Origin of the sequence: Pseudophaeobacter sp. 1A09344 (assembly GCF_041008745.1) — a bacterium.
Classification (GTDB): Bacteria; Pseudomonadota; Alphaproteobacteria; order Rhodobacterales; family Rhodobacteraceae; genus Phycobacter; species Phycobacter gallaeciensis_A.
On record NZ_JAXGFS010000010.1, the window covers coordinates 119,689 to 134,880 of the forward strand.

At 60.9% G+C, this 15,192-nt stretch carries 15 protein-coding genes; 8 read left to right on the forward strand and 7 right to left on the reverse strand.

Annotated elements, in window-relative coordinates:
- Positions 1–90 precede the first annotated feature (90 nt).
- From SM765_RS17200 to SM765_RS17220, 5 genes are all read left to right on the forward strand, one after another.
- Positions 91–756: a DNA-3-methyladenine glycosylase I gene (locus tag SM765_RS17200; RefSeq protein ID WP_274838501.1), complete on the forward strand. Its 666-nt coding sequence runs from the start codon at positions 91–93 to the stop codon at positions 754–756.
- 88 nt (positions 757–844) lie between these two features.
- Positions 845–1,591, forward strand: coding sequence for an alpha/beta fold hydrolase (locus tag SM765_RS17205; RefSeq protein ID WP_274838502.1), 747 nt, complete (start codon positions 845–847; stop codon positions 1,589–1,591).
- A complete protein-coding gene (locus SM765_RS17210) occupies positions 1,588–2,580 on the forward strand; it encodes an alpha/beta hydrolase (RefSeq protein WP_274838503.1) in 993 nt (330 codons plus the stop codon). The genes SM765_RS17205 and SM765_RS17210 overlap by 4 nt, the downstream gene beginning before the upstream one ends.
- Entirely contained in the window at positions 2,580–3,017 is a 438-nt protein-coding gene (locus SM765_RS17215) for a VOC family protein (protein ID WP_274838504.1), read from the forward strand. The genes SM765_RS17210 and SM765_RS17215 overlap by 1 nt, the downstream gene beginning before the upstream one ends.
- Before the next feature lie 115 nt (positions 3,018–3,132).
- Positions 3,133–3,891, forward strand: coding sequence for an alpha/beta fold hydrolase (locus SM765_RS17220; RefSeq protein ID WP_274838505.1), 759 nt, complete (start codon positions 3,133–3,135; stop codon positions 3,889–3,891).
- Between the two features lie 43 nt (positions 3,892–3,934).
- Here the strand turns inward: SM765_RS17220 and SM765_RS17225 are convergent, their stop codons facing one another.
- On the reverse strand, positions 3,935–4,525 hold the full coding sequence (locus SM765_RS17225) for a DUF6151 family protein (protein ID WP_274838506.1): 591 nt from the start codon (positions 4,523–4,525) through the stop codon (positions 3,935–3,937).
- A gap of 4 nt (positions 4,526–4,529) precedes the next feature.
- Positions 4,530–5,807, reverse strand: a complete 1,278-nt coding sequence (phaZ, locus tag SM765_RS17230; RefSeq protein WP_065270700.1) for a polyhydroxyalkanoate depolymerase — start codon at positions 5,805–5,807, stop codon at positions 4,530–4,532.
- Positions 5,808–5,955: 148 nt separating this feature from the next.
- Here phaZ and SM765_RS17235 point away from each other — a divergent pair, with 148 nt between their 5' ends.
- Positions 5,956–7,758, forward strand: a complete 1,803-nt coding sequence (locus SM765_RS17235; RefSeq protein ID WP_065270699.1) for a PHA/PHB synthase family protein — start codon at positions 5,956–5,958, stop codon at positions 7,756–7,758.
- 133 nt (positions 7,759–7,891) lie between these two features.
- Entirely contained in the window at positions 7,892–8,335 is a 444-nt protein-coding gene (locus tag SM765_RS17240) for a phasin, PhaP (RefSeq protein WP_274835683.1), read from the forward strand.
- 140 nt (positions 8,336–8,475) lie between these two features.
- On the opposite strand, the gene SM765_RS17245 is transcribed toward SM765_RS17240, so the two are convergent.
- Complete coding sequence (locus SM765_RS17245; protein ID WP_274838507.1) at positions 8,476–9,345, reverse strand: NAD-dependent epimerase/dehydratase family protein; 870 nt, start codon at positions 9,343–9,345, stop codon at positions 8,476–8,478.
- Between the two features lie 227 nt (positions 9,346–9,572).
- Between SM765_RS17245 and phaR the strand changes: the two genes are divergently transcribed.
- Positions 9,573–10,139, forward strand: coding sequence for a polyhydroxyalkanoate synthesis repressor PhaR (gene phaR, locus SM765_RS17250; protein ID WP_065273509.1), 567 nt, complete (start codon positions 9,573–9,575; stop codon positions 10,137–10,139).
- Between the two features lie 208 nt (positions 10,140–10,347).
- Here phaR and SM765_RS17255 read toward each other — a convergent pair whose 3' ends face one another.
- The 4 genes from SM765_RS17255 to SM765_RS17270 all read right to left on the reverse strand — a co-directional run bounded on the left by SM765_RS17255 (position 10,348) and on the right by SM765_RS17270 (position 15,187).
- Positions 10,348–11,556: a DegT/DnrJ/EryC1/StrS family aminotransferase gene (locus SM765_RS17255; RefSeq protein ID WP_274838508.1), complete on the reverse strand. Its 1,209-nt coding sequence runs from the start codon at positions 11,554–11,556 to the stop codon at positions 10,348–10,350.
- A 208-nt stretch (positions 11,557–11,764) separates the two neighbouring features.
- A complete protein-coding gene (locus tag SM765_RS17260; protein ID WP_274838509.1) occupies positions 11,765–13,075 on the reverse strand; it encodes an NAD(P)/FAD-dependent oxidoreductase in 1,311 nt (436 codons plus the stop codon).
- Positions 13,076–13,148: 73 nt separating this feature from the next.
- The gene (locus SM765_RS17265; RefSeq protein WP_065270694.1) at positions 13,149–14,507 is read right to left on the reverse strand and encodes a glutamine synthetase family protein; all 1,359 of its coding nucleotides are present in this window, start codon (positions 14,505–14,507) and stop codon (positions 13,149–13,151) included.
- Positions 14,507–15,187 carry a type 1 glutamine amidotransferase gene (locus tag SM765_RS17270; protein ID WP_065270693.1) on the reverse strand — a complete coding sequence of 227 codons (681 nt, stop codon included), beginning with the start codon at positions 15,185–15,187 and terminating at the stop codon, positions 14,507–14,509. The genes SM765_RS17265 and SM765_RS17270 overlap by 1 nt, the downstream gene beginning before the upstream one ends.
- Positions 15,188–15,192 lie beyond the last annotated feature (5 nt).

Below are 15,192 nucleotides of genomic sequence, written 5' to 3' on the forward strand. Positions count from 1 at the left end.
TATTGGTTTTCTTTCCATTCTTGCCTTTTGACGGGCGCGGGGCCACGATCCCCGTGTGTTTTGTCCGATTGCCCGATTAGAAAGAGCACCATGCATAGTTTTGAAGAGATATTGGACTTGGCGGCGGATCGCCATGGCGGCCCCGAGGCAATTGCGGCCATGCTGCCGACGATCCGCCCCAAGGCGGAGGTGGCAGAGATCCCGGATGCAATCTGGCTGCAGGCCATGGCGATGCGGATCTTTTCGACCGGCATGAACACAAAGATGATCGAGGCCAAAGAGGACGATATCGTTGCCGCCTTCGAGGGGTTCGAGGTGGGGCGCGTGGCACTGATGTCCGATGAATGGTTTGATGCGCTGTTGCAGGACAAGCGGATCATTCGCAACGCCCCGAAACTGCGCGCCATTCAGGAAAACGCGGTTTTCATTCAAGAGGTCTCGGCAGAGGCGGGTGGTTTTGGCCGCAAGATCGCCGACTGGCCGGATGACCGGTTTGGGGAACTGCTATTGTGGCTCAAATCCGAAGGGTCCCGGTTGGGCGGCACCACCGGCGGCTATGTCCTGCGGCAGATGGGGCGCGATGGCTATGTCTTTACCAAAGACGTGGTCGCCCGTCTTGTCGCTGAAGGGGGGATATCGGGCCCGCCGGGATCAAGAAAGGCCATGCTGGCGGCGCAGGAGGCATTCAATACATGGCAGGCGCAGTCGGGGCGGCCGCTGGCAGAGATTTCCCGCATTCTCGCGCTTAGCATATAAGCCCGCCCGCCGGTGGATGGCGGGTTTTGCATATGGCGCCACGACATGGCAGAGGAATGGCGAAAGACATGACAGAAGGACACGCGAGATGACGGCCAACTATCTGGAGACGCCCCAAGGGCGGCGCATCGCCTATCACAAGACCGAGGGTGCGGGGCCGGTGATCGTCTTCCTTGGCGGGCTAAAGTCCGACATGGAGGGCACCAAGGCCATCCATCTGGAGGCCTGGGCGCAGGCGCAGGGGCGCGCCTTTTTGCGGTTTGACTATTCCGGCCACGGGGAAAGCTCGGAAACCTTCGAGGATGGCTGCATTGGCGATTGGCACGAAGACACGCTGGCGGCTGTTGCGGCACTGACCGACGGGCCCATCGTGCCGGTCGGCTCTTCCATGGGCGGCTGGCAGGCGCTGCTTCTGGCGCGCGCCGTACCCGAACGCATCGCCGGGATGGTCACCATCGCTGCCGCGCCGGATTTCACCGAGGATGGATACTGGGCGAGTTTCACCGATGCGCAGAAGGCTGAGCTGGATGCGCAGGGTTATGTGGAGCTGCCCAGCGATTACATGGAACCCTACCGCATTTCCAAGCGGATGATCGAGGATGGGCGCACCCGTCTGGTCCTGCGCAGCCCGCTGGCGCTGCCTTTTCCGGTGCGCTGCCTGCAAGGCACCGCCGATACAGCTGTCTCCACCGAGACCGCGCTGCGGCTGCTCGATCATGCGGAATGCGCCGATATGCGGCTGACATTGGTCAAGGACGCAGACCACCGGTTTTCCGATGAGGCCTGCCTGAAGCTGATCGAGGCGGCGCTGGAAGAGGTGCTTGGCGCTTCATGATCCGGCGGGGGGCAAAATGGCTGCTCCGCGCCGGAGTGGCCCTGTCGGCCGCCGGGGCGGCGCTCTGGGCCTTTGGGCCTTATGAGCCGGTGGACCTTTTAGCCTCCTTCGAGCCGCGCCGCTTTGGTGAAGGGGTGGGGGTCTATTTCGAGACCGTCGAAAGCGCCTATTCCGATATCACGCCCGGCGCCGAAAAACGGGTGATCTGGGCCGGGCAGCCAGAAGAGCGTACACCGTTTTCGGTGGTTTACATCCATGGCTTCTCGGCCACCTCCGAGGAAATCCGCCCGGTGCCGGATCGCGTCGCGGCGGCGCTGGGTGCGAACCTTGTCTATACCCGGCTGGCGGGCCACGGGCGCCCCGGCGCCGCGATGGCCGAACCAACGGTCAACGATTGGATGCAGGATGTGGCCGAGGCCCTGGCGGCGGCGCGCGCGGTCGGCGATCGGGTGGTGGTGATCGCCACCTCAACAGGGGCGACGTTGATGACCGCCGCAGCGCTTGATCCGGCGCTCTCGCAGGATCTGGTGGGGCTCGCAATGATTTCCCCGAACTACGGCGTCAATCATCCGGCAGCGCCGCTGCTAACCTGGCCCGCTGCGCGCTATTGGCTGCCGTTGCTGGTGGGGAAAGAGCGCAATTTTCCGGCGCGCAGCCCGGAACATGGTCGGTTCTGGACCACCTCTTACCCATCCGTGGCGGCGATGCCGATGGCGGCGCTGGTGCGCGCGGTGATGGCGCTGCCAGTGGAGAAGGCGCAGGTTCCGGCGCTGTTCTGGTATTCCCTGCAGGACCGCGTGGTCCGTCCGGATTTGACCACTGAAGTGGCGGCGCGCTGGGGCGGGACGGTCGAGGTAAAGAACCACACGCCCGGTCCTGGTGATGATCCCTATGCGCATGTCATGGCCGGGGATATCATGTCGCCGGGCCAAACCGAGGCCGCCGTAGAGGATATCCTGTCCTGGCTGGTCGATCTGGAGGTGAAGTGATGGAACAGAGGATCAGCCTGATCACACTGGGGGTGCCGGATATGGAGGTGGCGACGTCTTTTTACGAGGCGCTGGGCTGGCAAAGGGCGCAGAGCCCGGATGGGGTCGTTGCCTTCGATCTGATTTCGCAGACGCTGGGCCTTTATCCGATTGAAAAACTGGCCGAGGATATCGGTCTGCCGGTAGAGGCGCTGGGCACTGGGGCGATGACGCTCAGCCACAACACCCGCAGCGCCGAAGAGGTGGACGTGCTGATGGAGGCCGCCAGAACTGCGGGGGCAGAGGTGCTGCGCCCCGCGGGCGAGGTGTATTGGGGCGGATACATCGGGTACTTCCGCGCGCCGGATGGCCATATCTGGGAAATCGCCCATAATCCGTTTTCGCCCCTGTCTGAAGATGGCGCCTTTCGCTGGAATGGATTTCCCGAGGCAGATTGATCTCTAATTGACCTCTAACTTCTTGCAATTTCAGAAAACTCTCTACAAAGTTGCAGTATGAGACCTGTGTGACCTTGCGGCAGACTGCAGGGCGCAGAACAGCGAGGCACCGCAGATGCAATACACCACCTCCCCGGATGCTTCGGCCGAGCTTGGATCAGAGCCTCTGGTGCTGCTGCCCGGGATGATGTGCGATGCGCGCCTCTTTGCACCGCAGATCGCGGCGCTTTCGGCCTATCTGCCGGTCACGGTGGCGCCACTGCTGGGCGGTGACCGGATTGAGGCGATTGCCGCGCACATCCTGAACATGCTGCCCGAACGGTTTGCCTTGGCCGGGCTGTCCATGGGCGGGATTATCGCGCTTGAGATCCTGCGCCGTGCGCCGGATCGGGTCAGCCGCCTGTGCCTGATGGACACGACGCCTCTGGCGGAAACTCCGGCGCAGGCCGCCGAACGGGAACCGATGATCGTGGCGGCCCGCACCGGACGGCTGGAAGAGATGCTTGCCAAGGCCCTGCCTGCGGATTGCCTAGCGCCCGGACCGGGGCGGCTGGAGGTTCTGAACACGGTGCGGCAGATGGGGATGCATCTGGGCAGCGATCTGTTCGTCGCGCAAAGCCGGGCCTTGCAGCGCCGCATGGATCAGCAGGGCGTGGCCCGGCGCTGTCATGTCCCGACGCTGATACTGTGCGGCGAATATGATCGCCTGACGCCCGTCAAACGGCATGAATTTCTGGCCGACCTGATCCCACATGCAGAGCTGGAGGTGATCTCTGGTGCAGGGCATCTGCCGGTGCTGGAGCAGCCCGAGGCGGTGAATCGGGCGCTGCTGCACTGGTTGTCGCGCGCGCCGGAGGCGACCCATCAGGCCTGATCCGGCGTTCCCGGCAGAGTATCGATGTGGGGTGAGGGCGGCTTCATCCCTGTGTCAGGGCGTCTCGGTCTGCCTTGCTCAGCACGATTGGCTCGCTCACTGGGCGGCCTGTTTCGATGTCAAAGAAAGGAGTCTCTTTCCACTTGCCGGACAGGCGCGCGGTGATCATGCGGCGGAACAGGGCATAGACCATAGTCCCGGCGCCCTTGGTGCGGGGCGGTCTGCCCGGCTGGGGTTCAAAGGCGCGGGTGCGGATCTTGCCGAATATCTCGGGTTGGTCGAACAGATTGGTACGCATCCCGGCGAAGGGCAGGCCGGGTTTCGCAAGCGTGTTGGCGAAGGGCATGCCGCAGCAGCCTGCGTACCAGCGAAACAACCCCTTGGGGCTGAGCCGCATCAGGCGCAGCTCCTCCGCGCCTTGGGTGATGTGGATGCCATCCGGCGACATCTGGAAGAGCGCCACCGGACCCGGGGCAGGATCCGGCCTGTGGTGATAGAGCTCGTTGGCGCGGCAGTCGGCGCAGAAACAGGCGATATGAGTGCCCGACTTCAGCGCCTCTGGCGTGATGTATCCCTGCATTGTCCCGCAAGAACAGGAGAAGACGTGGCCTGAATGGTCCTGCTCCGGCGCCATCAGATCAGACCGCTGCGATCTTGGGTTTGCTCCGTTTAGCCTTACCCTTGGGACGGCTGTTGGCATTCATGAATTCAATCACCAATGGCCGGATGTTGTTGCGCCAGCTGCGGCCCGCAAAGATCCCGTAGTGACCGGCGCCCGGTTCCACGTGGCTGGCCTTTTTCGAATCCGGCAGGCCGGTGCACAGGTCCAGCGCTGCGATACATTGGCCGGGGGCAGAGATGTCATCATTGGCGCCTTCGACGGTCTTGACCGCCACATCGGTGATCTTGCCGATATCGACCTTGTGACCATCGACGACGAATTCGTTCTTGGCGATCTCGCCTTTCTTGAACACGCGGTCCACGGTCGACAGGTAGAATTCCGCAGTCATGTCCATCACCGCCAGATATTCGTCATAGAACCGGTTATGGGCGTCGTGATCAGAGGCTTCGCCGCTGCTGACCCGCTGGATCTGATCCATGAAGGCCTTGGAGTGGCGGTCCATGTTCATCGACATAAAGGACGAGAGTTGCAACAGGCCCGGATAGACCTTGCGGCCGACGCCTGCGTATTTGAAACCGACCCGCTGGATCATGGTCTCCTCAAGCTGGCCCATGGTGACGCGGCGACCGAAATCCGTGACTTCGGTCGGCGTTGCATCCGGGTCCACCGGGCCACCGATCAGTGTCAGGGAGGAGGGCTGCGCTTCGGGGTCCTGCTCGGCCAGATAGGCGGTGGCGGCGAGGGTCAGCGGGGCGGGCTGGCAGACGGCGATGACATGGGTTTCAGGACCCATCTCGCGCATGAAATCCACCAGATAAAGGGTGTAATCCTCGATGTCGAACTTGCCAGCGGAGACCGGGATGTCCCGGGCGTTGTGCCAGTCGGTGACATAGACCTCGCAGTTTTCCACCAGGCTTTTGACGGTCGAGCGCAGCAGGGTTGCGTAGTGTCCGGACATCGGCGCCACCAGCAGCACCTTGCGCGGCTGCACTTCGCGGCCGACGACACGGAAATGGATCAGATCGCCAAAGGGGCGTTCCAGAACCGTGTCGATTTCGACGGTATGGTCCTTGCCGTCTTCGCAGGTGAAGGTGCCGATGCCCCAGTCGGGCCGGGCAACCATGCGCTGAAAGGTGCGCTCCGTGACCTCACCCCATGCGGCCAGCCAGTTGAGCGCCGGATTGGGGATCGCGGAAAACGCCGGATAGGATGCCATCGACAATGCGGTCGCCCCCAGCCACTGGTTCATGTTCCGGGTCGTTTCCATCAGGTCGTAGGACATCATGTAGCGCATGGGTGTCTCCTTTAGGTGTCCGCCCTGCAACCCATTATCATAAATCATGGGCGGATTAAGTGCAGAGATTAGAACTTGCTGTCACTTTCTCGTAGACTACCTGAGCAAGTATTCTGCATAGCAGAAAGATTAGGGGGGATTCCTTAAGATGACAACAAGTGACGTGCAGGGTGCCGGAACTTCTCCAGAACACATTGATCGACTTAAGGAAAATTTAGAAAAGGTAGAACATCTGTCGAAGCGGCTGGTCGAGGTGATGGCAAGCAAGAAGCCGCATCATCCCGGACTGGACGGTCCGAATCAGGAATTGTTCGCACGTGCAGCAACGTCTTACTGGGCTTCTATGCTGCAAAACCCGGCAAAGCTGCTGGAACATCAGATCGAATACTGGGGCAAATCGGTGCTGAATTTCGCCGAGGCCCAGCAGGCGCTGGCCGGGCAACAGGACGGGGAAGGCGACGATGCACCCTCGGACCGCCGCTTCACCAACCCGATGTGGGACAAGAACCCCTATTTCCGCTTTATCAAACAGCAGTACATGACCAATGCCGCCGCCATCCGCGAGGCTGTTGACGAGGCGGGCGATCTGGATCGGGTTGACCGGCAGCGGTTGTCCTATTTCGCGGACCAGATCATTCACATGATGGCGCCGACCAATTTCCTGCCCACCAATCCGGATGCGCTGGAGCGGGCTTTGGAGACCGAGGGCCAGTCGCTGATCAAGGGGTTGGAAAATCTGGTCGCGGATCTCGAAGCCAATGATGGCGAGCTGGTGGTCCGGCTGGCGGATGATACCGCCTTTGAAATTGGCCGCAATCTGGCCACCACCCCGGGTGAAGTCGTCTATCGCAACCGCATGATGGAGCTGATCCAGTACCGCCCGACCACGGATACGGTGCATGAAACGCCGATCCTGCTGTTCCCGCCCTGGATCAACAAGTTCTACATTCTCGACCTCAAGGCGCAGAACAGCCTGATCAAATGGGTCACCGATCAGGGCTATACCTTGTTCGTGGTCTCTTGGGTCAATCCGGATGCCTCCTATTCTGATGTGGGGCTTGAGGATTATGTGCAGGACGGTTTCCTGACCGCGATCGAGCAGGTGAAGGAGATCTGCAAGGTCAAACAGATCAACGCCGTCGGATATTGCATCGCTGGCACAACGCTGGGTCTGACCCTGTCTCTGCTGAAACAGCGCGGCGACAAATCGGTGAAATCGGCGACCTTTTTTACCGCGTTGACCGATTTTGACGATCAGGGGGAATTCACGCCCTTCCTGCAAAACGATTTCGTGGATGCCATCGAGGAGCAGATCGGCGACGATGGCATGCTGCCCTCCTATATCATGGCGCGGACCTTCTCTTTCCTGCGCGCCAATGACCTGGTCTACGGGCCGGCGATCCGCAGTTATATGATGGGAGAGACGCCGCCTGCCTTTGATCTGCTCTACTGGAACGGCGATGGCGCCAACCTGCCGGGCAAGATGGCGATCCAATACCTGCGTGGGCTATGTCAGGGCAACCAGTTTGCCAAGGACGGTTTTGAGCTGCTGGGGCACAAGCTGCAGCTCAAGGATGTCGACATTCCGCTGATGGCCGTCACCTGCGAAACGGATCACATCGCCCGCTGGAAGGACTGCTACCGAGGCGTTCAGCAGATGGGATCGCGCAGCAAGAATTTCATCGTATCGCAGTCCGGCCATATCGCGGGCATCGTGAACCCGCCCACCCGCAACAAATATGGTCACTATACCAATGACGATCTGAAACTGGATGCCGCTGCCTGGATGGAAGGCGCAACCTTCCATGAAGGGTCCTGGTGGCCGCGCTGGGAGGCCTGGCTGAAGAAGCGTTCGGGCAAGCAGGTTCCAGCCCGCGAACCGGGTGATTCGACCCATCCGCCACTGGTGCAGGCCCCCGGCGACTATGTGCGCAAGATGGTAAAGTCCTGATATTGCTGCGGTTCCCATAATTTTTCTGCATTGCAGCAAAAAAATCTTGAAATGCTGCGATGCAGAAAGCATATTGTTGTCAGACACGGCGGGCGGGCATCTCCCTGCCACGGCAACGAGAGGAACTAGTACGATGGCTAAGACCCAAGATTTTACCGCGATGATGAAAGACATGATGGGCGCATTCCCCATGGACACCAAGACCATGGAAGATGCGTTCAAGAGCTCTGCTGCTCTGAATGAAAAGCTGGCCGCCGTTGCGATCGGTGCTGCCGAGCAGTCCGCCGAGATTTCGACCAAATGGACCAAAGACACCCTGTCCAAGATGGGCGCGATGTCCAAAGTTCAGGCCGAGCCTGCCGACTATGCCAAAGCCGCAACCGATTTCGCCAGCGCCTCTGCTGAAGTGGCTGCCGAAAACATGGCTGCCTTTGCCGAAGTCGCCAAGAAAGCACAGACCGACACCGTCGAGCTGCTGATGGCCGCAGGCAAGGATATGAGCGAAGAAGCGACTGCCGCCGTGAAAAAGGCCACCGAAGAGGTGACCACCGCAGCCAAGAAAGCTGCAACCAAATAAGAAAGTCCACAAGACGGCACCAGCTCTCCTCCCAATCAGTGCCGGATTGTGATGAAAGGGCAGGCCACGCGGGCCTGCCCTTTTTATATTGTGGAACGGTCTTTTCGGACTGTTGCTTTTGTGGCCGCCGATGCAGGCTGTCAGAAGGTGGCCATCGAATAACAACGGTATCGTGGTGTCCAGCCACACAGGCGCCGCAGCTTTTCCGCGCACATCTGCTGGTCCAGCGTCGGCCCCTCGGCCCAGGCCCCGTATTTACACAGAACGTGTTTGAGCGTGCGCACCATATACCCGCCCGCATGATCCGTCTGCTGCGCGATATGGGCGACGATGTCCGATGCCGCGACGCCGCTTTGGGCGCAGGCGTTGAATTCCCCCGTCAGATCGGGACGCTCCAACAGGATGCGATAGGCCACCGCCAGATCGTAACGATGCACCAGCGGCCAGCGGGTATTTAAACTGCCCCAGATTTCGATAGGCTGATCGCTGCGGGCTGCGGTCAGATAGCGTTCGAAGACGCCGCCATCCTCGTGATAGACCATACCGGGATGGATCACGGCGCCTGAAACCAACTTCGCCTGCAGTACTGTCCGGCTTTGTTCTGTCATCCAGGCGAAACTGGCAATCGGCCGTTTGGGCGAGGTTTCATCGGCAATACGGTTGCCGGTTGCGCCATAGAGCCAGCAACCGCCCGTATAGATCAATCTCAGCGGGGTGCCCCGATCCGCGGCATGATCAAGGATCGCCTCTATGGCGCGCTCGTCGGTCTCTCCCATGTCCTGATCAAAGGTCGCGGCGGCCTGCACAACGGCATCGACCTCTTTCACCACGGGCGCCCATGCCTCAGGCTGCCGCAGGTCACCGGGCAGTGGGCTACCGCCAAGGGCGGCGATCTTCTGCGCGCTGGCCTCTGATCTGACCAGACCGATTACCTGATGGCCCCGGCCGACCAGTTCACGCGTGATGGCGGTTCCGATTGATCCTGTCGCGCCAAGCAACAATACCCGCATGTTTCGTCCTTCGGTCTGAAACTGATTGTGAGGTCTGGGGTAAAATCTCAAGTATACTTTAGGTCAAGGTGGTTTTCTTGATGTGAAGACAGTTTTGACCGATGGTTCACAAAGGCGGATCAGAGGGACAGTGAGAACAATTGTTTTCCAAAGCGGCGCGAGGCTTTTCTTTTGTTCTGCGCTCGCATAGGGTTTCTGCAATGCATCATGTCTGGGGAGGTATGACCATGGCGGAACAGGAAAAACCCCTGCTTATCAAACGCTACGCCAGCCGTCGGCTGTATAACACGGAGACCAGCGACTACGTCACGCTGGAGGATATTGCTGGGTTTATCCGGGATGGACGCGAGGTCCAGATCGTCGACCTGAAAACGGGGGACGACCTGACACGCCAGTATCTGCTGCAGATCATTGCAGAACACGAAAGCCGCGGAGAAAACGTGCTGCCGGTGAATGTGCTGAATGATCTGGTCCGCAGCTATATGGTGCCAGGCGGCGGGGTAATGCCGCAGTTCCTGCAGACCTCATTCGATATGCTGCGCGACAGCCAGTCCAAGATGATGGAAAACATGTCGGCGATGAACCCGATGGCCACCATGCCGGGGTTCGAAGCGATGAAGGTTCAGCAGGAAGCTTTCCTCAAGGCAATGACCGGTGGCCTGTCCGGCGGCTGGAGCGGCGGCAGCGGCCCGGAACCGGAAGGCGCGAAATCGGATGCTGATGGCGAAGAAGATCTGGAATCGATCAAGCGCCAGCTGAGCGAATTGCAGGACAAGCTTTCGAAGATAAAGTGACGGACGCACGAGAAAGCGTCTGATCCGATGAAAGAGAAAAACCCGGGGCAAGCCCGGGTTTTTTCGTATCTAGGGTCAGGCTTTACTGCGCGATAAGTCTGCAAGGGGCGGTAGGCTCCCACCCGATCCCGGACACCCCATTGGGGGATCCGGATCCGTTGGGCTCGGCGCCGGGCGGTCGCCCGGCGGAGCAGACCGCCGGGCCGGTTCAGGCGGCGACCCGTTCCATGGTTTCGCTGGCGGCAGTGAGTAGGATGTCGACGATCACGTCCAGCTCATCCTTGGTGAGGCGGACCGGAAGGCGCACGTCGCAGGCTTTCATCAGCATTGCGCGGGTCTGCGGCAGCTCGGGCAGGTCCTTGAGGAACTGCCAGTTCCAGAAGGCGCGGGCGTTGTCCTCGGAGAGGCCGAAGACCTGCACCTTGACGCCTTTTTCCGCGGCGGATTTGGAGAAGGCCCTGATGTCGTCCTCGGTCATGCCAACCAGATTGAACTGGATCGAATCCGGGGCGCGCTGTTCGGGCGCCAGCGGGGCGGGCACATCGAAATAGGGCGCGGCGTTCAGACGGGCGGCGACGTAATCGTGATTCTTCAGACCATCGCGGACCCGGCGGGCCAGTTCCGGGATCTGCGGGCGGATGACGGCAGCCGACAGATTGCTCATCCGGAGGTTATAAAGCGGCAGCTGGTTCTGCCACTTGGCAAAGGCCTGCGCCAGATCCGGGGTGTTTTCGCCGCGGGGGCCTTTGTGCTTTTGCCAGTTGTGCTCATAAGCGCCGGACATGATGACCGCGCGGGCGACCAGTTCGGCATCATCGGTGATCAAGATGCCGCCTTCACCTGCGTTGAGCATCTTGTAGGACTGGAAGGAGAAGCAGCCGATCCGGCCGATGGTACCGATGTTCTGACCGTTCCAGGTGGTGCCAAGCGAATGCGCCGCATCTTCGATCACCGGAATGCCGCGCGCATCGCAAAGCGCCATGATCGCGTCCATATCCGAGGTGTGACCGCGCATGTGGCTGATGATGACAGCCGCGATATCCTGATCCAGACGGGCCTCAAAATCGGCCATGTCGATGCGGTAGTTCTCGCCAACTTCGCAGAGGACCGGAACGCAGTCGGCATGTACCACCGAAGAGGGCACCGCGGCGAAGGTGAAGCCGGGGATCAGGACGCGGGCATCGCGCGGCAGGTCCAGCGCCTTCAGCGACAGGAACAGCGCAGCCGAGCAGGAAGAGACGGCGAGGGCATATTTGCAGCCAATGAGTTCTGCGAATTCCTGTTCCAGCAGGGCAACAGGGGCATCCTGGGGCGCGGTATAGCGAAACAGATCGCCGGATTGCATCAGCGCATCAATGGCTTCGCGGGCTGCTGCGGGGATCGGTTCGGCGTCGTGAACATTCGGTGGCTGCGTCATATTTCAATTTCCCAAATGGATCATTTCATAAATCTAAAACAATGGGCGCGCAAAGCCAAGGCCGACGGTGCATTTCCCGGCGCAGGGGTGAAAATTTCACAGAACTGTTGCGAAGGCGCGCAGAGCGACAACGGCCAGAAGGCACGGGGTGCGTTCTGGCCGTCGGTCCCGGCAGGGGATGGCAAAAGAGGAGGGGATCAGAGCCGGATCAGATACCAAGCCGGTCGCGCAGCGCGTACCAGGTCATGGCGAGGGCCAGCAGCGGTGAGCGCATGCGCGGCCCACCGGGGAAGGCCGGGGCGGGAACCCGTGCCATGGTATCAAAGCCTTCGGTCTGCCCCTGAATGGCAAGCGCCATCAATTGCCCGGCGTGGGTGGCGGTGCCGACCCCATGGCCAGAATAGCCGGAGGCCGACAGGACATTTGGCGCCAGCCGTGCCAGATAGGGCATCCGTTTCATGGTGATGCCCAGCGTGCCGCCCCAGGCGTAATCGACGCGCACGTCGCTCAGATGCGGAAAGATCTGATGCATCGGCTTGCGTACCACGGCTTCGATATCGGCGGGGAAGCGATAGCCATAGCTTTCGCCGCCGCCGAACAGCAGCCGCTTGTCATGGCTGAGGCGGAAATAGTTGACCACGAATTTGCTGTCCGCCACCGCCACGTCGCGGGTCAGCACTTGATTAGCGCGATCCCCCAAAGGCTCGGTTGCGACGATGAAATTATTGATCGGCATGACCTTGGCCGCGACCTGACGGTTGAGACCGCCAAGATAGCCGTTGCAGGCCAGGATCAGGTGGTCTGCCGTGACCGTGCCTTCGGCGGTGCGCACAGTGACCTCGGCGCCTTCGGTGATCTCCAGTGCCTCACTCTGCTCGTATATCTTGGCGCCTGCGGCCTCGGCTGCGCGGGCGAGGCCAAGCGCATAGTTCAGCGGGTGCAGATGCCCGGCGCCATGATCCAGAAAGCCCCCCTTGTAATCGGGCGAAGGGCAAAGCTTGAGGCATGCATCGTCGTTCAGAACTTCGATCTGATCGTAGCCGTACCAATCCTGCAGGTGGCGTGCATAGTCGTGCAGATGCGACACCTCACTGCATGAGGAGCCGGTCCACGCCACGCCGGGTTTCAGGTGGCAGTCGATATCGTGCCGGGCGATCAGGGATTTGACCAGATCCTTGGCCTCTTCCCCCAGCCGCCAGAGCTTCAGGGCCTCGGCTTCGCCCATGAAGCTTTCCAGATCTTCCTGATCCATCCGCTGTCCGCTGCCGAGCTGCCCGCCATTGCGCCCGGAGGCGCCAAAGCCGACGCGGTGGGCGTCGAGAAGCACAACCTCCATGCCTGCCTCCGCCAGATGCAGCGCGGCGGACAGGCCGGTGTAGCCCGCGCCAACGATGCAGACATCGGCCCGTATGTCCCCGCGCAGGGCGTCATAGGGCTTTTGCTCTGTTGCCGTCGCATTGTACCAGCTGGCAGGGTACTTTCCCTTGCGGTCGTTGGAATAAAGCAGGTTCAAAGCCATAGATTACCTCATGCGGGCGGGCGCGCCGCAGCAGCGGCACGGTGGTCGGGAATTGGGCAGGAACGGTTGCTGCCTAGACGTTCAGCAGCAGGTGTTCACGCTCCCAGGGGGAGATCACCTGCAGGAATTCCTCGTATTCGCTGCGTTTGACGATGCCATAGACGCGCGCGAACTCGGGGCCGAGGATTTCGTGCAGTTCGGTGGCCGTATCGAACAGATCCAGGGCCTGGCCCATGACCTGCGGAATATCGCCTTCGCCCTCGTAGGCATCGCCCTTGAACTGGCGGCGCGGGCGCTCCTCCTGGATCAGGCCAAGATAGCCACAGGCCAGTGACACGGCGATCCCCAGATAGGGATTACAATCCATGCCAGCGAGTCGGTTTTCCACCCGGCGGGCCGAGGGGCTGGACAGCGGTACCCGGATGCCGGTGGTGCGGTTGTCGCGGCCCCATTCCAGATTGATCGGCGCGGCGTGATCCTTCACGTAGCGGCGGTATGAATTCACATAGGGTGCCATCACTGCGATCCCGGCGGGCAGGTGGTTCTGCAGACCGGCGATAAAGTGATAGAAGGCGTCGGTTTCACCGCCCTGGGGTCCGGAGAAGATGTTCTCTCCGGTGGCCTTGTCGATGATCGAATGGTGGATATGCATGGCCGATCCGGGCTCATTCTCGATCGGTTTGGCCATGAAAGTGGCGAAACAGTCGTGGCGCAGTGCGGCCTCACGGATCAGGCGTTTGAAGTAGAAGACCTCATCCGCCAGTTTCACTGGATCGCCGTGGCGCAGGTTGATTTCCAGCTGCCCGGCGCCGCCTTCCTGGGTGATGCCGTCAATCTCGAATCCCTGTGCCTCGGCGAAATCGTAAATATCGTCGATCACCGGGCCGAATTCGTCCACGGCCGTCATGGAATAGGCCTGTCGCGCCGCCGCGGGGCGACCCGAGCGGCCCATCATCGGTTTGATCTCATGGGCCGGGTCGACGTTGCGGGCAACCAGGAAGAACTCCATCTCGGGGGCCACCACCGGCTCCCAGCCTTTGTCGTGGTAGAGTTGCACAACGCGTTTCAGCACATTGCGGGGCGAGCAGGCAATCGGGTTGCCGTCGCGGTCAAAGGCATCGTGAATGACCTGAAGCGTCCAGTCCCCGGTCCAGGGCGCCGCCGTGGCGGTGGTCATGTCGGGATAAAGCGTCATGTCCTTTTCGATGAAGCCATCCTCGTCTGCGGCCTCACCCCAGTCCCCGGTAATGGTCTGGTAAAAGATGCTGTCGGGCAGGTGGAAATATTCCTGCTTGGCGAATTTGGTGGCCGGGACAGCCTTGCCGCGGGCGATGCCCGGCAGATCCGAGATAACGCATTCCACCTCGTCAAGACGACGGCCCTCCAGGTAGGATTTGGCGGCGTCGGGAAGCGTATCGAGCCAGGCGGACATCAGGTCCTCTCTTTCTTCAAAAACTCTGCGAGGAAGGTTGCGATCTTAAGGTTGTCTACGGGGGTGCTGAGGCCTGCGGCGGCGCGCTCCAGAATGGGGTCCGGCACTACGCCGCGGCCGCGTTTCTCGATCAGGCCCTGTACGAAACTGTTGGAGAATTCGGGGTGGGGCTGCACGGTCCAGATGTGGTCACCGTAGGCCAGAATTCCGTTTTCGCAGAAATCGTTGCCGGCCAGCACCCGGGCGCTTTTGGGGCGGGTCACAACCTGATCCTGATGCCAGGCGTTCAGGGTCACCGGCTGGCCGTCCTGTTCATAGGTCACATGACCCACCGCCCAGCCGCCATCGAATTTGGCGACCTTGCCGCCGAGGGCCTGTGCGATGATCTGATGTCCGAAACAGATCCCTGCCATGGGGCGTTTCGCGGCGTCGATCTTGCGGATCAACTCCTCTAGCGGCGGGATCCAGTCATGGTCTTCATAGGCGCCGTGTTTGGATCCGGTGATGATCCAGCCGTCCGCCGCATCGGGACCGTCCGGGAACGCCCCATCGACTACGGCCCAGGTTTGAAATTCAAAACCGTGCCCGGCCAGCAGGTCGCAGAACATCTGGTCGTAATCACCTGAGCTGTCGATCAGGTCGTCCGGGGCATGGCCGGTTTGCAGAATGCCGATTTTCATGGGTC